The 23,228-nt window shown below is 58.6% G+C and carries 1 protein-coding gene and 1 pseudogene; both read left to right on the forward strand.

Annotated elements, in window-relative coordinates:
- Positions 1–232: 232 nt before the first annotated feature.
- The gene (locus tag ACOXYR_RS10195) at positions 233–1,450 is read left to right on the forward strand and encodes a TolC family outer membrane protein (RefSeq protein WP_189623341.1); all 1,218 of its coding nucleotides are present in this window, start codon (positions 233–235) and stop codon (positions 1,448–1,450) included.
- Positions 1,451–1,554: 104 nt separating this feature from the next.
- Positions 1,555–23,228, forward strand: a pseudogene (locus tag ACOXYR_RS10200) (Ig-like domain-containing protein).

The following is a 23,228-nucleotide window of genomic DNA, read 5'->3' on the forward strand; positions in this document are numbered from 1 at the left end:
TTATTTTAGCACAGGTTAATTATCGTTAGCCTGGTGGAAGTGTATAAAAACGCGAGCTGAATATAACGTCCTGGAATAATTCTTTAAGGGAGAAGGTGAATTGAGCGCTTCACTGAACTTTGCAAGAATATTATCGTGCTTTTTATTCTTAACGGCCAATATTCTCTGCCCGGTGCATTCTGCACCTTTGCCAGGTTGGGCGCAGGCTCCCGTGGTGCAAAAACAGGATAAAATGACGCTCAAAGAGTGTATTCTCCATGCCTTCGCTCAAAGCCCGGAGATCGCTCAACAGGCAGAAAAAACCGGCATTGGACAGGCGCAAATCGATGAAGCACAAAGCGCCTGGCATCCGAAGATTGGCCTTACCGGAAATGCCGGCCCCTCACGGCAATATGATTCCAGCGGTCATCTCGATAATGCCGTTTCCTATGGAATTACGATTACCCAGTTGGTTTATGATTTTGGTAAAACCAATAATGATATCAAGCTACAAACGGCAGCGCGTGATAGCGAACGGTTTAAGCTGATGGCGACCATGACGGATGTGGCGGAAAAAACCGCGGCCACGTATATGGAGGTTAACCGTTATCAGGCGCTCATAGAGGCCGCCGATCAAAATATTCGCTCTCTTGAGGGCGTCAGAAAAATGGCGCAACTGCGTGCCGATGCCGGGCTAAATTCCTCGTCAGATGAACTTCAGGCCAGCACCCGTATCGCCAGTATTCGCTCCGCTCGCGAACAGTATCTCGCCCAACGCCAGAGCGCGCTGGCACAGTTAGCGGTCTTAACTGGCGTGCAACCGGCGGCGTTAGCGCCGCCTCCCGCAGAACTGTCCAGCCAGCCGGTTGAACTTAACCATATTGATTACGAAAAAATCCCCGCCGTACTGAGCGCTGAAAACCTGAGTCAATCCGCATCCTATGGGGTGGAAAAAACAAAATCACAATACTGGCCGACGGTCAGTATTCAGGGCGCAAAAACGCGCTATGAAACGAGTGACCGCTCATACTGGAACGATCAACTACAGTTAAATGTGGATGCCCCGTTATACCAGGGGGGAGCCGTATCGGCGCAGGTCGCGCAGGCGGAGGGGCAGAAACGCATTGCCGCGTCTCAGGTGGATCAGGCGAAGCTCGATATCTTGCAACGGGCTTCGGTGGCCTTTGCCAACTGGAGTGGCGCGCGCGGGCGAGAGCAAGCCGGTAATGCTCAATCACAAAGTGCACAGCAATCACGGGAAGTTTATAAGAAAGAATATCAATTAGGTAACCGCAGTCTGAATGACTTATTAAGCGTGGAGCAGGATGTTTTCCAGGCGCAATCAGCAGAAATCAATGCCAACTATGATGGTTGGATTGCCGCTGTGAATTATGCGGCTGCCGTCAATAATTTGATTCCGCTGGCAGGCATAAAGGAAGCGTTACAGAACGATCTGCCCGATCTGAAGTAAGGGTGTTCGTTATTCTCCTGGCGCGAAAAGGCAGGTTATTTTTCGCTGGTAATGTCATGCGCGCTGGCACTAAAAAGCCGCCGTAAGAATATCCGGAAAACATGATGAATACTGTCATTGATATTATCTCCCGTAAAGGCGCGGTTAAACAAAGCATTATTGCGTCGGGCAACACCTCTTTGGTGGTGTATCAACCCTCGGTGTTACAGATTCATTCTCCTGTCAGTGGAGTGGATCATTATGTTCGCCAGGGCGACGATCTGCTTATCTATATGAAAGACGGGACGGTGATACGTTGTAACGGTTATTTTGCCGTTGCGCCGGCGACAAATGAATATTCGGAGCTGGTCTTTGATGATGGACTGACGTTGACGCATGTCAGCTTTGCCGGCAATGCGGAAGCAGTCGGGTTCTCGCCCGTTACGTTGTCACCTCAAAATGACGTCATCAGCTCGATTTCGCCGTTCATCGATGATGCAGCCAGCACGGCCAGCGGCCTTCCCTGGGGCTGGATTGTGGGCGGAACGCTGGCGGGGGGAGCGGTCGGTGCGCTACTCGCCAGTGGAGGTGATGGTGGCGACAGTAAAACGGAAGTGGTTACGCCGCCCGGTGAACCACAAAGCGCGACACCTTCGTTTATCACCCTCGATAATACGGGTGATAAACAAGGTTTGTTGGTTACCGGTGAGACCACTGACGACAGTACGCCTTCATTCAGCGGCACCGGGCAGGCCGGGGCAACCATCGCGATACGTGACAGCAGTGGCATTACCATTGCCACTACCACTGTAGGCACAGATGGGCGCTGGTCGGTTACGCTTCCCACCCAGTCAGCGGGCGAGCACACCTGGTCGGTCTCGCAAATTGACGGTAACCAGACGACGTCGGCTGGCACTATCACACTCAATATCGATACCACGCCGGCCATTCTGTCTATCGCCACGACGTCGGGCGATAACGTCCTCAATATTCAGGAACACGCGGCGGGGTTTACGCTGTCCGGGACAACGCAGCATCTGGCCGCAGGCAGCACACTGACGCTGACGCTCAATGACAAAACCTACACCACCGAAGTCGGCGCGGACGGCACGTGGCATGTCGCGATCCCTGCGGCGGATGCCCAGGCGCTCGCGCAAGGCAATCAAACGGTCAACATTTCAGGAACCGATGCGGTCGGGAACCGGATTTCTGCCAGTCAAACGCTAACGGTTGATACGCAAGCACCTACACTCTCCATTAACACCATCGCCCAGGACAATGTCATTAACGCGCTGGAGCATCGCACGTCGTTGACGATAAGCGGTGCAACAACAGCCCAGCCGGGACAAACCGTCACACTCACGTTGAACGGCGTTTCGCATACGGCAGTGGTCAGCAACTCTGGCACCTGGCAACTGTCGATTCCGGCCAGTGAAGTACAGGCGCTCAGCGACGGTCAGTTTACGGTGTCCGCCAGTGTGGCCGATAAAGCCGGAAATGCGACCCAGACGCAGAGTAGCCTGAGCGTCGATAGTCGGGCACCGCAGATAACCATAAATACCGTGGCCGGGGATGACATTCTTAACGGTGCAGAGCAGAGCGTTGCGCAGATCCTTTCCGGACGGGCGAATGGCGCGTCAGCCGGGGATGTGGTGACCGTGAGGATCGGCAATCAGGTTCTGTTAGGTACCGTCGCGGCGGATGGCAGCTGGAGCATTGGCATGTCGGCCAGTGTGAGCCAGGCATTGGGAACGGGCGTGCATACTCTCACCGTGTCTGTCACTGATGCCGCAGGTAATACGGGAAGCGCCTCGCGCGTGATCACGTTAAGCGGCGCGGCCCCGCAACTCACGGTTGACACGATCAGTCAGGATAATGTCCTGAATGCACAAGAGTCGTCTCGACCATTAACGTTAAGTGGCACCACCAGTTTGCCCGACGGCAGTGTCGTCAATGTGGTGTTGAATAATCATACGTATACCGCCACGGCGAGCGGCAATACCTGGTCACTTCAGGTGCCGGTAAACGATGTACTCAACCTGGCGAACGGAAATTATACCGTGACGGTAAGTGGAACCGACGCCAACGGTAATAGCGGTAGCGGGCAAGGACAACTGCTGGTTGATAAAGTGCTGCCGCAGGTGATTATCAATACCTTCGCGGGCGATAACGTGGTGAATGCCGCCGAAGTCGTCGCCAATCAGACGCTGAGCGGGCGGGTAGTCGGTGCCGCGCAGGGCGATAGGGTCACCCTTGAGCTGGGCGGTAATACCTATACGGCGACCGTTGGCAGTAATCTCACCTGGAGCGTGACCGTTCCGACGGCAGATTTACAGGCGCTGGGTGATGGCGCGTTAACCATAAATGCCTCCGTGATGAACGGGCACGGCAACACCGGTAACGGTGAACGTGAGATCGCCATCAGCGCAACGCTGCCGGGTCTGCGTATCAATACTATTTCTGGCGATGACGTTATTAACGCTCTCGAACAGCTTCAGGATTTGGTCATTTCTGGCAGCAGTAGCTATTTACCTGGCGGTACCACAGTAACGGTAACGCTTGGCAGTGAAACTTATCAGGGGGTTACCGACAGCAACGGCAACTGGCAGGTGGGGATACCCGCCGCGGATTTACAGGCGCTCACCGCAGGTACGGTCGTCGTTACCGCCAGTGCGACTGATTCGGCAGGTAACCCGGTCTCTATCGATCATAATGTTGTTGTGGATGCGGGGGCCGTGGCGATTGCGATTAACACCGTCTCTGGCGATGACATCATTAATTCCGCAGAAAAAGGCGCGCCACTGACAGTAACGGGCACCACACAGGGCGTCGAGGCGGGGCAAACGGTGGTGGTGAAATTTGCCGGCCAAACTCTGACAGCCACGGTGCAGAGCGACGGTTCCTGGAGCCTGAGCGTTCCCGTCAGCGTGCTCAGCAACCTGCCAGACGGTGCGGCGCAAATCACGGCGACCGTTACCAATATCAGCGGCAACTCCGGCGACACCTCTCACACCCTTACCATAGATAGCCAGGCACCGGCGTTGAGCATTGATTCTCTTACTGCCGATAATATTATCAACGCCGCTGAAAGCGGGCAGGATTTGCAAATCACCGGCACCACTGACGCTCAGCCGGGACAAACAGTCACCGTTACCCTTAACGGGCAGAGCTGGCAGGGCACCGTGCAGCCAGATGGCACATGGCGTGTGACGGTGCCTGCGGCAAATGTGGATGCACTGGCTGACGGCAACGCCACGGTTACCGCCAGTGTGAACGATGTTGCCGGTAACCCGATCCGCGTTTCACACGTGGCAGTGGTGGATGCCACATCGCCGATGGTGACCATTAATCCGGTGACAACCGACAATATCATCAACACGTCGGAACACACCCAGGCGCAAATCATCAGCGGTACCGTTACTGGCGCGCAGGCTGGGGATATCGTCACCGTTACGTTGAACAATGTGAATTACACCACGGTGGTGGATGCTTCCGGCAACTGGAGTCTGGGCGTTCCGGCTTCGGTCGTGAGCGGACTGGCGGATGGCAGTTATCCGATTAACGTTTCGGTCACCGACCGCGCCGGAAACACGGGGACTCAGGCTCTCAGCATCACGGTCAATACTGCCGCGCCGGTGATTGGCATCAACACCATTGCGGGCGATGATGTCATTAACGCCAGCGAAAAAGGGGCTGATGTACAAATTACCGGCACCAGCGATCAGCCTGCCAGTACGGCAATCACCGTGACGCTGAACGGACACAATTACACCACGACGACCGATGCTTCAGGAAACTGGAGCGTGACGGTTCCGGCATCTGCAGTGGCGACTCTCGGCCAGGCCAACTATACCGTGACGGCGGTCGTCACCAGCGCTATTGGTAACAGCACGACCGCCAGCCATCACCTTCAGGTCGACAGCGCGTTGCCCGGCGTGAGCATTAATCCGGTAGCGAGCGACGATGTTATTAACGCTACGGAAGCGGGCAGCGTACAGACTATCAGCGGTCAGGTGACGGGCGCAGCGGTGGGGGATACGGTCACCGTGATGCTTGGCGGCAACACCTACACCACCACCGTGCAGCCTGGTTTAAGCTGGAGCGTGGGCGTCCCGGCAGCGGATATTCAGGCGTTGGGCAATGGCGAGTTAACGGTAAACGCCTCGGTCACCAATGAAAACGGCAACACTGGCAGCGGTACGCGTGATATCACCATTGACGCTAATCTCCCTGGTCTGCGGATCGATACGGTGTCGGGGGATGATGTCATCAATAGCATCGAACACGGTCAGGCACAGGTCATCACGGGCAGCAGCAGCGGGCTGGCGACAGGCTCAGCGCTGACGGTCGTTATCAATGGCGTGACGTACGGCGCGACGGTACTCGCTGATGGCACCTGGAACGTGGGGGTTCCATCTGCAGATGTGCGCAACTGGCCTGCGGGCACGGTGGATATCACGGTGTCCGGTGCCAGTAGTGCCGGTAACCCGGTCACCATCACCCATCCGGTGACGGTCGATCTCACCCCGACGGCTATCTCTGTCAACACCATCGCCACCGACGATGTGATTAACGCCGCAGAAAAAGGCGTGGATTTAACCCTTTCTGGTACCACCGCTAACGTTGAAGCCGGGCAACCCGTCACTGTGACCTTTGGCGGTAAAAATTACACTGCCAGCGTGGCGGCAAATGGTAGCTGGAGTGTCACCGTGCCCGCCGCCGATTTGGCAGCATTACCGCCGGGTAGTGCCTCAGCGCAGGCCAGCGTCACTAATCTCAACGGCAACAGCGCCTCGGCGACACATAACTACAGTGTGGATAGCAGCGCGCCGACCCTCATTATCAATACCGTTACCAGCGACAACATCGTTAACGCCAGTGAAGCCAGTGCGGGGGTAACGGTGAGCGGCAGCACCACCGCCGAAGCCGGGCAGATCGTTACGGTAACGCTGAATAATCCTGCCGCACAGACGTATCAGGCGACGGTTCTGGCTGATGGCACCTGGAGCATCACCATTCCGGCAACAGATCTTGCCGGTCTGGCCGATGGTCGTTATCCCTTGATTGCCACGGTGAATGACAAAGCGGGCAATCCGGCGAGTACCACGCATAATCTGGTGGTGGATCTCACCGTTCCGGTGCTGACTATCAACACCATTGCGGGTGACGACATTCTTAACGCCGTCGAACACGGACAGGCGCTGGTGATCTCCGGTTCCAGCACAGGCGGGGAAGCGGGCGATGTGGTTACCGTCACGCTGAATAATAAAGCTTACACCACCACGCTGGATGCCTCCGGCAACTGGAGCGTCGGCGTTCCGGCCGCGGATGTCACCGCGCTGGGCAGCGGCCCACAAACCGTTACCGCCACGGTGACTGATGCGGCAGGCAACAGCGATGATGACAGTCGCACGGTCACCGTGAACCTCACCGCGCCGACCATTGGCATTAACACTCTCGCCACCGATGACGTGATTAACGCCACGGAAAAAGGGGCGGATCTGCACATCTCCGGCACCAGCAACCAGCCTGCGGGTACCACGGTTACGGTGACGCTGAACGGGCAAAATTATACTGCCACGACGGACGCTGCAGGCAACTGGAGCACCACGGTGCCCGCTTCCGCAGTGGGTGCGCTGGGTGAAGCCAGCTACACGGTGACGGCGAATGTCACCGACAGCGCGGGCAACAGTCATTCCACAAGCCACACTGTGCAGGTCAACACCGCGCTGCCTGGGGTCACCATTAATCCGGTAGCGACCGACGATATTATTAACGCTGCCGAAGCAGGCAGCGCACAGACCATCAGCGGCCAGGTGACGGGCGCAGCGGCGGGCGATACCGTCACGGTGACGCTTGGCGGCAACACCTACACCACTACCGTGCAGGCTAACTTAAGCTGGAGCGTTAGCGTCCCGGCGGCGGATATTCAGGCTATCGGCAATGGCGATATTACTGTTAACGCGTCGGTGACCAACGGCGTGGGCAATACCGGCAGCGGTACGCGGGATGTGACTATCGACGCCAATCTGCCCGGTCTGCGTGTCGATACCGTGGCGGGCGATGACGTGGTCAACAGCATCGAACACGGTCAGGCGCTGGTGATAACCGGTAGCAGCAGTGGGCTGGCGCCCGGCGCGGTGCTGACGGTGGTGATTAATACGGTTACTTACGCTGCGACAGTATTCGCCGATGGCACATGGAGTGTCGGCATTCCGGTGGCAGACATGGGCAACTGGCCTGCGGGGACGGTGGATATCACGGTTTCGGGCACCAGTAGCGCCGGAAACCCGGTCTCTATCACCCATCCGGTCACCGTCGATCTGGCGGCGGTGGCGATCTCCATTAACGCCGTTTCCGGCGACGATGTGATTAATGCGGCTGAAAAAGGGGCAGATTTAACCCTTTCCGGCAGCACTTCCGGCGTGGAGTCGGGGCAGACGGTCACCGTCACCTTTGGCGGAAAAACGTATACTGCCACCGTAGCGGGCGATGGCAGTTGGGCAACCACCGTACCTGCCGCCGATCTCAGCGCGTTACGCGACGGCGACGCCACCGTACAGGCCAGCGTCAGCAATATTAACGGCAACGCGGCTTCGGCAACGCACGCTTACAGCGTCGATGCCACGGCGCCAACGCTTGCCATCAATACCCTCGCTACTGACGATATTCTTAACGCCGCCGAGGCGGGCAATCCGTTAACTATCAACGGCACCAGTACCGCCGAAGCGGGGCAGACGGTGACCGTTACCCTTAATGGCGTTACTTATACTGGCGCCATCCAGGCGGATGGCAGCTGGAGCGTCAGCGTGCCGACGGCGGATCTCAGCAATCTGACCGCCAGCCAGTACACGGTCAGCGCCTCAGTCAGCGATAAAGCGGGTAACCCGGCGACCGCCACGCATGGACTGGCGGTGGATCTCACCGTGCCTGTGCTCACCATCAACACCGTCTCCGGCGATGACATTATTAACGCCATCGAACACGGGCAGGCGCTGGTGATTTCCGGTTCCAGCAGCGGCGGGGAAGCGGGCGATGTGGTTACCGTCACGCTCAACAGCAAAAGCTACACCACGACGCTGGACGCCTCCGGCAACTGGAGCGTTGGTGTTCCGGCTGCAGACGTCACCGCACTGGGCAGCGGTGCGCAAACCATCACCGCCACTATCACCGACGCGGCAGGCAACAGCGATGATGACAGTCGCACGGTTACCGTTAACCTCACCGCGCCGACCATTGGCATCAACCCCATCGCCACCGATGACGTGATTAACGCCACGGAAAAAGGCACAGACCTGCAAATTTCCGGCACCAGCAACCAGTCTGCGGGTACCACGGTTACGGTGACGCTGAACGGGCAAAATTACACCGCTACCGCAGATAGCAACGGTAACTGGAGCGCCACGGTGCCAGCGTCAGCGGTCAGTGCGCTGGGTGAGGCGAACTACACGGTAACCGCGAATGTCACCGACACGGCAGGCAACAGTAACTCTGCCAGCCATAACGTAGTGGTTAACAGCGCCTTACCCGCCGTCACCATTAATCCGGTGGCGACCGATGACATCATTAACGCCGCCGAAGCAGGCAATGTGCAAACCATCAGCGGCCAGGTTACAGGTGCAGCGGCGGGCGATACCGTCACGGTAACGCTTGGCGGAAACACCTACACCACCACCGTACAACCTGGTTTAAACTGGAGTGTGGACGTTCCGGTGGCGGATATCCAGGCCATTGGCAATGGCGATCTTATCGTTAACGCTTCGGTGACCAACAGTGTTGGCAATACCGGCAGCGGTACGCGGGATATAACTATCGACGCCAATCTGCCGGGGCTGCGCGTCGATACTGTTGCAGGGGATGATGTGCTCAACCGCATTGAGCACAGCCAGGCGCTGGTCATTACCGGCAGCAGCACCGGACTGACGGCAGGAACCGCATTAACGGTAGTTATCAACAATGTCACTTATGGCGCTACGGTGTTATCCGATGGTAGTTGGAACGTGGGCGTTCCGGCGGCAGACGTCAGCAACTGGCCGGCGGGCGCGGTCGATATTACCGTAAGCGGAACCAACAGCGCTGGCACGACATCAAGCATCACTCATCCGATCACGGTGGATTTGGCGTCGGTCGCAATAACCATTAACACCCTTTCCAGCGATGATGTGATTAATGCGGTGGAAAAGGGCGAAACGCTGGTCTTAAGTGGCAATACCGCCGGAGTGGAGACCGGGCAAACGGTGACGGTCACCTTTGGCGGCAAAAAGTACACCACCACGGTTGAAGCCAATGGAAGCTGGACGGTGAACGTGCCCTCCGCCGATCTCGCTTCGCTTCCTGAGGGTGCAGGGAACGTGCAGGCCAGTGTCAGCAATATTAATGGCAACACAGCCCAGACCGACCGCGCCTACAGCGTCGATGCCACCGCGCCGCTTGTTACCATCAATACCATTGCCGGCGACGATCTTCTCAACGTAACGGAGGCGGGCGCGGGGATCGCTATCAGTGGCACCACCACAGCCCAGGCCGGGCAGACGCTGACCGTCACGCTGAATAACAATACTTACCAGACTACCGTCCAGAGCGATGGCACCTGGAGCGTGAATGTTCCTGCTACGGATTTAAGCGGTTTAACCGTCAGCAGTTATATCGTCACCGCGACGGTGAGCGATAAAGCGGGTAACCCGGCAAGCGCCGACCACGCGTTGGCGGTGGACGTGACTGCGCCGGATATCGCCATAAACATTGTGGCGGTGGATGACATCATCAATGCCATCGAACACGGTCAGGCACTGGTGATCACCGGCACCAGCACGGGGGCGGCGGCGGGCGATGTGGTTACCGTCACGCTCAACGGCAAAGACTACACCACCACGCTTGATGCTTCCGGCAACTGGAGCGTGGGGATCCCGGCGGCGGATGTGACGGCGCTGGCAACCGGCAGCCAGAGCATTACCGCCAGTCTGAGCGATCGCGCGGGTAACAGCGATAGCACGACCCATAATGTGACCGTTGATCTTAGCGGCCCGACGCTGACCATCAATACTGTCTCTGGCGATGACATTATTAATAGTGTTGAGAAAACCCAGGATCTGACCATCAGCGGTGGCTCCAGCGGTCTGGCGACCGGTAGCACGGTCACCGTGATGCTGAATGGCCTGGCCTACAGCGCCACCACTGATGGTTCCGGTAACTGGAGCGTTACCGTGCCTGCTTCGGCGGTGGGCGCGCTGGGAGAGGCTATCTACGCCATTAGCGCCAGCGCCACCGACAGCGCGGGCAACAGCGGCGCAGCCAGCCATACGGTGAATGTCGAATCGCTCCTGCCTGGGGTGATCATGAATACCGTGGCAGGCGATGACATCATCAACGCCGCTGAAAGTGGGATTAATCAGACCATCAGCGGCCAGGTAACAGGAACGGCAGAGGCCGGGAACACGGTGACGGTTACCCTTGGTGGCAACCAATACACCACTACCGTGCAACCAGATTTACGCTGGAGTGTCAGCGTGCCGGCGGCAGATTTGCAGGCTTTGGGTAACGGTGAGTTGACCATCAGCGCCTCGGTGACCAACACCACAGGCAACACCGGCACCGCCACCCGCGACATCGTGATAGACGCTAACCTGCCAGGTCTGCGGGTCGATACCGTGGCAGGCGATGATGTGATTAACAGTATTGAGCACGCTCAGGCGCTGGTGGTAACCGGCAGCAGTAGCGGGCTGGCGGCGGGAACGCCACTAACCGTGGAAATCAACAGCGTCACATACGGTGCGACGGTATTAGCTGACGGCACCTGGAGTGTCGGCATTCCGGCGGGAGATGTCAGCAACTGGCCTGCGGGTACGGTCGACATTGCCGTTTCGGGCACCAACACCGCCGGAACGACAACCAGTATTACTCATCCGATCACGGTCGATCTGGCTACCGTGGCGATTACCATCAACACACTCTCCACTGATGATGTCATTAACGCCGCCGAAAAAGGCGGCGATTTGCAGCTTTCCGGCACCACCTCTGGTGTTGAAGCGGGGCAGACCATCACCGTTATCTTCGGCGGTAAAAGCTATACCACGACTGTCGCCACAGACAACAGCTGGGGGCTAACGGTTCCGGCTGCGGATCTGACTGCATTGCCTGACGGTGCGGCAAACGTACAAGCCAGCGTGACGAACGTGGCGGGGAATAGCGCGCAGGTTACTCATGCTTACAGCGTTGACGCCATTGCGCCGTCCATCACGATTAACACCCTCGCCACGGACGATGTCCTTAACGCCGCTGAAGCGGGTTCGGCGCTGACCATCAGCGGCACCAGCACGGCAGAAGCCGGGCAGACGGTGACCGTGACGCTAAACGGCGTCAATTACAGCGGCAACGTGCAGGCTGACGGAAGCTGGAGCGTCAACGTTCCAACTGGCGATTTAGCCAACCTCACCGCCAGCTCGTATACCGTCAGCGCAGCGGTCAGCGACAAAGCCGGTAATCCGACTTCGGCAACGCATAATCTGACGGTAGATCTTGCCGCTCCGGTCGTTACCATCAACACGGTGGCAGGCGATGACGTGATTAACGCCACGGAACACGGACAGGCGCAGATTATCAGCGGCTCGGCAACGGGGGCGACGATCGGTAACACCGTTTCCGTTACCATTGGCACGACCACGTATACCACCGTGCTGGACGCCAACGGCAACTGGAGCATCGGCGTGCCTGCCAGCGTGATTTCCACACTGGCGCAGGGCGATGTGACCATTACCGCCACGGTTACCGACTCTGCAGGTAACAGCGACACAGCCTCGCACACTGTCAATGTGGCGCTTGATGCACCGGTACTCGGCATTAACACCATCGCCATCGACGATATTATCAACGCCACGGAGAAAGGCGCAGATCTGGCGATTACCGGCACCAGCGACCAGCCTGCAGGTACAGCGATTACCGTCACGCTCAACGGGCAAAATTATACCGCCACCGCCGATGCGTCCGGTAACTGGAGCGTGACCGTTCCGGCGTCTGCGGTTGGTTCGCTTGGTGAAGCGACTTATACCCTGACGGCCTCCGCCACTGACGCCGATGGCAACAGGGGTTCCGCCAGCCATAACGTGCAGGTGAATACCGCGCTGCCGGGTGTCACCATTAACGTGGTGGCAACGGACGATATTATTAACGCTGCGGAAGCGGGTGCGGGCCAGACTCTCAGCGGGCAGGTGACGGGCGCGGCGGCAGGCGACACGGTAACCGTCACCCTCGGCGGGGCGAATTACACCGCCACGGTGCAGGCGAATTTAAGCTGGAGCGTCGACGTTCCGGCCTCGGCGCTACAGGCGCTGGGCAACGGCGAGCTGACAATTTCAGCTTCAGTGACGAACAGCGTAGGTAATACGGGTACGGGCACCCGCGAAATCACCCTGGACGCGAATCTCCCCGGTCTGCGGGTCGACACCGTGGCGGGCGATGATGTGGTCAATATTATCGAGCACGGTCAGGCGCTGGTGATTACCGGCAGCAGTACCGATCTGGCCGCGGGCAGCAACGTCACGCTGACCATTAACGGGCAAACCTATGTTGCGGCGGTACTGGCGGATGGCACCTGGAGCGCCGGCGTTCCTGCGGCCGATGTCATCGCCTGGCCTGCAGGGACGGTCACCCTTACAGCCAGCGGCAACACCACCGCCGGAAATCCGGTCAGCGTCACGCATCCGGTGACTGTTGATCTCACGGCGATTGCCGTCAGCATCAACGCCATTACCGCCGATGATGTGATTAACGCTGCCGAAAAAGGCGCGGCGTTAACGCTCTCCGGTAGCACTTCCGGCGTGGAGGCTGGGCAAACGGTCACCGTCACCTTTGGCGGTAAACACTACAGCGCCACGGTGGCGGCGAATGGTTCGTGGAGCACCACGGTGCCGGCGGCGGATATGGCAGCACTGCGTGATGGTGATGCCAGCGCACAGGCCAGCGTCAGCAACATTAACGGTAACAACGCTACTACCACCCATGCTTACAGCGTCGATGCCACCGCACCAACGGTCACCATTAATACCCTTGCCAGTGACGATATTCTTAACGCCACGGAAGCCGGATCTGCGCTGACCATCACCGGCAGCAGCACGGCGGAATCGGGGCAAACCGTTACCGTTACCCTCAATGGCACAAACTATACTGGCACGGTACAAACGGACGGGAGCTGGAGCGTCAGCGTACCGTCAGCCGACGTAAGCGCGCTGACCGCCAGCAACTACACCGTCAGCGCAGCGGTGAGCGATAAAGCCGGAAACCCGGCCACGGTTGACCACAATCTAACGGTGGATATTTCCGTTCCGGTCGTCACTATCAACACGGTGGCGGGCGATGATGTGATCAACGCGGTGGAACATACCCAGGCGCAGATCATCAGCGGTTCCGCCACCGGTGCGACGACCGGAAGCACCGTCACGGTCACCCTTGGCAGCAATACCTACACTACCGTGCTGGATGCCAGCGGTAACTGGAGCGTCGGCGTACCGGCGAACGTCGTCTCGGCACTGACGAACGGTACGGTCACTCTCACCGCCAGCGTAACCGATGCCGGTGGTAACAGCGGCAGTACCACGCATCAGGTAACGGTCAATACCGGGCTGCCTTCAATTACCTTTAACGCCATCAGCGGCGATAATGTGCTGAACGCCGATGAAAAAGGCCAGCCGTTGACCATCAGCGGCGGCAGTACGGGGCTGGTGACCGGCACGCAGGTCACCGTCACGCTGAACGGTCTTAACTACAGCGCCACTACCGACGCCTCTGGCAACTGGACGTTAACCGTCCCGGTTAACGATCTGAACGCATTAGGCCAGGCTAACTATACTGTCAGCGCCAGCGCCACCAGTACGGTGGGCAATAGCGCGAGCAGTCAGGCACGCCTCCTGGTCGATAGCGGCCTGCCGGGCGTCACCATCAACACCGTGGCAGGCGACGATATTATCAACGCCGCCGAAGCGGGAGCCGATCAAACACTCAGCGGGGCGGTTACGCGCGCCGCCGCAGGCGATACGGTTACCGTGACGCTGGGCGCTAACAGCTACACAGCGCAAGTTCAACCCGATTTAAGCTGGAGCGTTACCGTTCCGTCAGCCGATTTGCAGGCGTTAGGTAATGGCGATTTGACCATTAACGCCTCAGTGACGAACGCTAATGGCAACACCGGCAGCGGTACGCGAGAGATCATCATTGATGCCAACCTGCCAGGTCTGCGGGTGGATACGGTGGCAGGCGATGATATCGTCAATAGCATCGAGCACGGGCAGGCGCTGGTCATTACCGGAGGAAGCAGTGGCCTGAATGCAAGTGCCGTGCTGACGGTCACCATCAACAATGTGGATTATTCCGCCACAGTACAGGCGGACGGAAGCTGGAGTGTCGGCATCCCGGCGGCGAACGTCAGCGCCTGGCCTGCGGGAGCGTTAAGCGTTGAAGTGGCAGGGCAAAGCAGCGCCGGAAATCCGGTGAGCATCAGCCATCCATTCACCGTCGATTTAACGGCGGTGGCGATCGGCATCAACACCGTTGCCAGCGATGATGTGATTAATGCCGCTGAAAAAGGTGTCGATCTGACCCTTTCCGGCAGCACCCGCGGGATTGAAGCCGGGCAAAACGTTACCGTTACCTTTGGTGGCAAAACCTATACTGCAAGCGTCGCCGCCAACGGTAGCTGGAGCGTGAACGTTCCGGCAGCGGATCTCGCAAGCCTGCCGGACGGTGCCGCGAGCGTCCAGGCCAGCGTCAGCAGCGCAAGCGGCAATAACGCCTCGGCAACCCATGCGTACAGGGTCGATGCCAGCGCGCCAACGCTCATCATTAATACCCTTGCCAGCGACGATATTCTTAACGCGACGGAGGCGGGAAGCCCACTCACCATCAGCGGCACCAGCACCGCCGAAGCCGGGCAGACGGTCACTGTTACCCTGAACGGCGCAACCTATACCGGCAATGTGCAGGCGGATGGTAGCTGGAACGTTAGCGTACCCACGTCAGCACTCGGTGCACTAACGGCAAGCCAGTACACCGTCAGCGCCACGGTCAATGACAAAGCGGGCAACGGCGGCAGCGCCAGCCATAATCTGTCGGTAGATACCACCGCGCCGGTTCTCACCATCAACACCGTGGCGGCCGATGACATCATCAACGACGCCGAACACGTGCAGGCGCTGGTGATTTCCGGCACCAGTACCGGCGGGGAAGCGGGCAACGTGGTGAGCGTTGTGCTCAACGGCAAAACGTACACCACAACGCTTGATGCCGCCGGCAACTGGAGCGTGGGTGTACCGCCAGCAGATGTGGCTGCGCTCGGTAGCGGTGCGCAGATCATCACCGCCAGCGTCAGCGATCGGGCAGGCAACAGCGACGACGCCAGTCGCACGGTGACCGTTAGCCTCACCGCGCCGGTGATTGGCATCAACACCCTCGCGGGCGATGACGTGATCAACGCGGTGGAAAAAGGATCAGATCTGGTGCTTTCCGGCACCAGCGATCAACCCGCGGGAACGGCAGTAACCGTCACGTTGAACGGACAACACTACAGCGCCACGACGGATGGCTCCGGCAACTGGAGCGTCACCGTTCCCGCCTCTGCGGTTAGCGCGCTGGGCGAAGCCACTTACAGCGTGACGGCGAGCGTTACCAATGCTCAGGGCAACAGCAGCACCGCCAGCCATAACGTGCAGGTGAATACCGCGCTGCCGGGCGTGACCATTAATACGGTGGCGACGGACGATATTATCAACGCTGCTGAAGCGGGCAGCGCGCAAACCGTCAGCGGCCAGGTAACCGGTGCGGCGGCTGGCAGTACCGTTACCCTTGAACTGGGCGGTAAAACTTACACTGCCACCGTACAGCCAGATTTAAGCTGGAGCGTCAGCGTTCCGGCCACCGACTGGCAGGCGCTGGGTAACGGTGAGCTCACCGTTAACGCCTCGGTGACGAACGCCGTGGGCAACACCGGCAGCGGGACTCGCGATATCACCATAGACGCCAGCCTGCCGGGCCTGCGCGTGGATACTGTCGCAGGCGATAATGTGGTCAATATTATCGAACACGGACAGGCACAGGTGATCACCGGCAGCAGCGCTGGCTTTGCGGCTGGCACGGCGTTGACGTTGGTGATAAACAACCAAACGTATGCCGCAACGGTGCTGGCGAACGGCACCTGGAGCGTCGGCATTCCGGCAGCAGATGTCAGTAACTGGCCAGCGGGTACGGTGGATATTACGGTAAGCGGCGCTAACACTGCCGGAACCCAGACCCGTATTACGCATCCGGTGACCGTTGATCTCACTGCTGTCGCCATCAGTATTAACGCCATCACCGCCGATGATGTGATTAACGCCGCCGAAAAAGGCGCGGCGTTAACGCTCTCCGGTAATACTTCCGGCGTGGAAGCCGGGCAAACGGTCACCGTCACCTTTGGCGGCAAAACCTACACCGCCACGGTGGCGGATAACGGCAACTGGAGTACCGCCGTTCCGGCAGCAGATTTGGCGGCTCTGGGCGACGGCGAGGCCAGCGCCCAGGTGCAGGTGACTAACGTCAATGGCAACAGCGCCACGGCAACGCACGAATATAGCGTCGATGCCACCGCGCCGACCGTTACCATTAACACGATTGCCAGCGATAACATCATCAACGCCAGCGAAGCAGCGGCAGGCGTGACGGTGTCCGGTACCAGCACGGCGCAGGCAGGGCAGACGCTGACCGTCGTTCTTAACGGCAGTAATTACCAGACCACGGTACAGGCTGACGGGAGCTGGAGTTTAACGCTGCCTGCCAGCGACTTAACCGCGCTTGCTAACAACAGTTACACCCTGGCCGCCATAGTCAGCGATCTGGCAGGTAACCCCGGCAGCGCCAGCAAAGGCGTGACCGTCGATACCACCGCGCCGGTGATTAGCTTTAACACCGTGGCGGGCGATGATGTGATTAACAACGTCGAACACACTCAGGCGCAGATCATCAGCGGCACCGCCACGGGCGCGGTAGCGGGTGACCGCCTGGTGGTGACCCTCGACGGACAGCAATATGTCACCAGCACCGATGGCAGCGGCAACTGGAGCGTTGGTGTCCCGGCCAGCGTGATTTCCGGCCTTGCAGACGGTACGGTGACCATCAGCGCCACCATCACCGACAGCGCGGGCAACAGCAGTACCCAGACGCACAACGTGCAGGTCAATACGGCAGCGGTGTCGCTTTCGGTCAGTACCATCAGCGGCGATAACTTCATTAACGCCGCTGAAGCAGGCAGCGCGCTGACTCTTAGCGGCACGGGCACCCAATTTGCTGCAGGGACTATAGTGACAGTGTCACTTAATGGCAAAGGCTACAGCGCTACGATCCAAAGTAACGGGAGCTGGAGCGTGAACGTGCCTGCGACAGATGTCGCCGCGCTCAGTGATGGCATCAGTTACACGGTCAGCGCCTCCGCGCAGGACAGCGCCGGAAACAGCGCTACGGCCTCGCGCAGCGTGGCGGTAGACCTCACCGCGCCGGTTATCAGTATCAACACCGTTTCGACGGATGACCGACTCAATGCCGCAGAACAGCAGCAGCCGCTCACGCTTAACGGCGCGACCAGTGCGGAAGTCGGACAAACGGTCACCGTCACCTTTGGCGGCAAAACGTACACCGCCACGGTGGCGGTTAATGGCACCTGGGCGCTGAATGTTCCCGCAGCGGATCTGGCAACGCTTGGGCAGGGCGCGCAGACCCTTACCGCCAGCGTCAATGACCGTGCGGGCAATCCCGCTCAGGCCACGCATGTCCTGACCGTCGATACCGCGGCGCCGACGGTGACCATCGCCACGGTGGCGGGCGACGATATTATTAACAACGCTGAACAGCTTGCCGGGCAGACCATCAGCGGCACCACCACCGCCGAAGTGGGCCAGACGGTGAACGTCTCCTTTAATGGGCAAAGCTGGAGCGCAACGGTTGGCAGCGGCGGAAACTGGTCGGTATTTATTCCGGCGCAGCAGTTTGCCGGATTAAGCGACGGTAGCTACACCATCAGCGCGACAGTGACCGATCAGGCCGGAAATCCGGGCAGCGCCAGCCGTGGCGTTACCCTCAACGGCGACGTACCCACCGTCACCATCAACACCTTTGCGGGCGATGATGTGGTGAGCGCGGCGGAACACGGCTCGGCGCTTATCATCAGCGGCACCACAACCGCGCCGGTTGGGCAGACGCTGACTCTGACCTTAAACGGCAAAACCTACACCACCACGGTGCAGACCGGGGGGAGCTGGAGTTATACCCTTAGCAGCGCCGATGTCACTGCGCTGGCGGACGGCAACGCCTATGTGATTAACGCTTCGGTCACTAACGCCATTGGCAACGCCGGCAGCCGCGATCACACTATCACCGTCGATCTCAGCGCCCCGGTGATGGGGATTAATATTGATTCCCTGCAAGCCGACACCGGGCTTAGCGCCAGCGACTTTATCACCAGCGTCAGCCCGGTGGTGGTCAACGGCTCGCTGACCGCCGCGCTTGCCAGTAACGAGACGGCACAAATCAGCATCGACGGCGGCACAACCTGGAGTACGCTCACCGTCACCGGCACCACCTGGCGCTATAACGACAGCCGCACGCTCACCGATGGCAACTATGTCTATCAGGTGCGAGTCATTGATGCGGCGGGCAACGTCGGCGCGACCGACAGCCAGAACGTGGTGATCGACACCACAGCGCCCGATCCGGCGGTGAAAACTATCGCTGTCACTGCTATCACGACCGACACGGGGCTTATCACTAACGATTTTGTCACCAGTGATACCACGCTTGCGGTAAGCGGTACGCTGGGCGCGACGCTCTCTGCCGGTGAGTTTGCGCAAATCAGCATTGATGGCGGTACCACCTGGCAGAATCTGTCAGTAAACGGCTCAACCTGGACCTATCTTGATGGGCGCACGCTGACCGATGGTAACTACAACTATCAGGTACGCGTTATCGACACCGCCGGAAATATCGGTGCGACAGCCAGCCAGATTGTCACCGTCGACACTACCGCACCGCTGGCGAGCAAAACCATCGCCATTGCGGGGATCAGCGATGACACCGGCTTAAGCAGCAGCGATTTTGTTACTCGTGACACGACGCTTACGGTGCGCGGTACGCTCGGCGCAACACTGGCGGCAGATGAACGGGCGCAAATCAGCCTCGACGGCGGCGTCACCTGGAGCACCTTAACCGTTATCGGCACCACCTGGAGCTATACCGATGGTCGTACACTGACCGATGGTATCTGGCACTACACGGTGCGGGTGGTGGATCTGGCGGGGAACGTCGGACAGACCGCGACGCAAAATGTGGTGGTCGACACCACCAGCCCGGAAGCGGCGAAAAGCATCACGATTACCGGCATTACCGATGACACCGGCGCGATCAACAGCGACTTTATTACCAGCGATACCACGCTTACGGTGCGCGGTGTACTGGGGGCGGCGCTTGGCGCTAATGAGTTCGCGCAAATCAGTACCGACAACGGCGTGACCTGGGTGAACGTGACGCTGGCGGCAGACGGACTGAACTGGACTTACGTTGACGGGCGCACACTCACCAACGGCACCACCACCTGGCAGGTGCGGGTCATTGACCAGGCGGGTAATGTTGGCGCAACGGGCAGTCAGACGGCGCAAATCGACACCGTTAACCCGGCGCAGGTGTTAACCATTGCCAGCATCAGTACCGACACGGGCAGTTCAGCCACCGACTTTATTACCAGCGATACCACGCTCACGCTAACCGGCTCACTGGGTGCGGGCCTTGCCAGCGGCGAAGTGGCGCAGATTAGCCTCGACGGCGGCGCGACATGGGCCACTGTCACCACCAACGGTACGCAGTGGAGTTACACTGACAGCCGCACGTTATCCGATGGCAGCTACGTTTATCAGGTGCGGGTGTTGGATCTGGCAGGGAACACGGGCCCGGTAGTGTCGAAAACGGTAGTGGTCGATACCCTTAACCCGACCGCCACGCCAACCATTGTGTCGTATACCGATGATGTCGGGCAGCGTCAGGGGACGTTAAGCAGTTCACTGACCACCGACGACACCACACCGCTGCTGAACGGTGTCCTCTCCGCACCGCTTGCCAGCGGTGAAGTGGTCTATCTCTACCGTAACGGCCTGCTGTTAGGCGCGGTCACCATGGTCGGTGCGCTGAACTGGACATACAGCGACAGTGGCCTGCTGAGCGGTGCCTACACCTATAGCGCACGGGTGGTGGATCTGGCAGGGAATATCACCGCCTCCAGTGATTTTGTTCTGACGGTCGATACGTCTATTCCGACCACGTTGGCGCAAGTGACCAGCCAGACCACGCGCGATACAACGCCTATCGTCAGTGGTGTTGTCACTGCAGAGCTAACCAGCGGCCAGTATGTCGAAGTCATCATTAACGGCAAAACCTACACCTCGCAGCCGGGTGGCGCGGTGGTGGTTGATCCGGCCCACAACACCTGGTATGTGCAGTTACCGGACAGCGATACGTTGGCCGTTTCTTCTACCGCATATAACGTTACCGCGCAGGTTAAAAGTTCGGCAGGGAATGGCAATAATGCCAATATCAGCAGCGGCACCGTTACGGTTAACGCCGCGATTGATTACACGCCAACCTGGACTACGACAAATAAAACAACCGCCCTGGGGTTGACCTACGGCCTGGATACGCACGGGATGTGGACGGTGCTGGCAAACCAGCAGGTGATGCAATCAACCGATCCTCTCACCTGGTCGAAAACCCCGCTGACGCTTTATCTGAGCAGCAATGATTATGCCAACAGCGCTATCGCCGATTACAACCGCAACGGCACCGGGGATCTGTATATAAGCCGTAATGACTACGGGAGCAGCTATATCAACGGTTTTACGAATAACGGCGATGGCACGTTTGCCAGCGCTGTTCAGGTGGATACGGCGGCGCTGGTCTGGTATGGCTCTATTGTGGCCTTTGATAAAGAAGGCGATGGCTATCTTGATTTCTGGGTCGGTGATGCCGGTGGGCCAGATTCTAAGACCTTTATTTATAACAATGCTGGCGTACTAACCGCGAACTCTACTACCACGAATAGTGGTGGCAATGCGACGGTCGGCGGAGCGGTAACCGCCTATTTTTCGCTCATTGAGGGTTCTGGTGTCGATCTCAATAACGACGGTAGCATCGATCTTGCGCAGCATACATACAACCTGAATAACTACTACACCCTTTCGACGCTGATTAACCAGGGGAATGGCAGTTTCGTCTGGGGTCAAAATACCATTAATACTTTCCTCAGCGGCGCGGGCAGTGCTGCCACCAGTAATACGGTTTCCATGACCTGGGCTGATTTCAACAGCGATGGATTTATGGATCTCTATTTACCGGCCAGTCAGGGGCGGAGTACTTACGGATCGTTGCTGATAAATAACGGCAGCGGTGTTTTAGGCAGCCCGGTGGCCGTTGGCGCAACAGCGACAACCTATATCAGCCAGTTCAGCGTGGCGCTGGACTGGAATCACGACGGATTGATGGATATCGCCCGTATCGCCCAAACCGGACAGTCATATCTTTATACCAACGTCAGTAACGCCAGCAATTGGACACAGTCAGCCATCGGCGCCAGCCAGAGTGGCACCACCAGCGGCGTGGCGGCGATGGACTACGACTGGGACGGCGCGGTGGATGTGCTGGTGACCAAACAGTCGGGCAGCGTGTTCCTGATTCGTAACACCAACACGGTGAGCGCCGGCACGTCACTGCACCTGCGTATTACCGATCCCAACGGCATTAACGTCTATTACGGTAACACCGTAAAACTGTACAACGCGGCGGGCGTGCTGGTTGCCACGCAAATCATTAACCCGCAGTCGGGTGTGGGGGTTAACGACACCTCGGCGTTAGTCAATTTCTACGGACTGAACGCCGGAGAAACCTACAACGCGGTGTTGATTAAATCCACCGGTGCCACCGCCAGTAATATTGACCAGACGGTCAACACCACCTGGGGCGGCTTACAGGCCTCCGCTGCCACTCACGCTTACGACCTTAGCGCCGAAGCGGGTACGGCGAGCAACAATGGCAAGTTTGTCGGTACCGGTTATAACGATACCTTCTTCGCCACCGCAGGCTCCGATACTTACGACGGTTCAGGCGGCTGGGTGTACAACTCAGGCACCGGTACCTGGCTTGCAAACGGTGGCATGGACGTGGTCGATTTCCGACTCTCCACGGTAGGCGTTACCGCAAATTTAAACAGCACCGCCGCGCAGGCGACCGGTTTTAATACCTCGACCTTTACCAATATCGAAGGTATTTCCGGTTCGAACTTTAACGACACCCTGACCGACAGCGCGGGCGATAACCAGCTAGAGGGCCGTGGCGGCAACGACACGCTCAACATCGGCAACGGGGGCACGACACGTTGCTCTATAAACTGCTCAACGCCAGTGACGCCACCGGCGGCAACGGTTCGGACGTGGTCAATGGCTTTACGGTGGGGACGTGGGAAGGCACCCCAGACACCGATCGCATTGATATTCGCGAGCTGCTGCAGGGCAGTGGCTACACCGGCAATGGCAAAGCCAGCTACGTTAACGGTGTGGCGACGCTGGATGCGCAAGCCGGAAACATTACTGATTTTGTCAAAGTGACCCAGAGCGGCAGCGACACTATCGTGCAGATTGATCGCGATGGTACGGGCGGCGGCTTTGCGACAACTACCGTGGTCACGCTGACGGGCGTGCATACCGATCTTGCCACGTTGCTGGCGAATCATCAGCTGATGGTGGTGTAG

It is taken from the genome of Pseudocitrobacter faecalis (assembly GCF_965231525.1).
GTDB lineage: Bacteria > Pseudomonadota > Gammaproteobacteria > Enterobacterales > Enterobacteriaceae > Pseudocitrobacter > Pseudocitrobacter faecalis.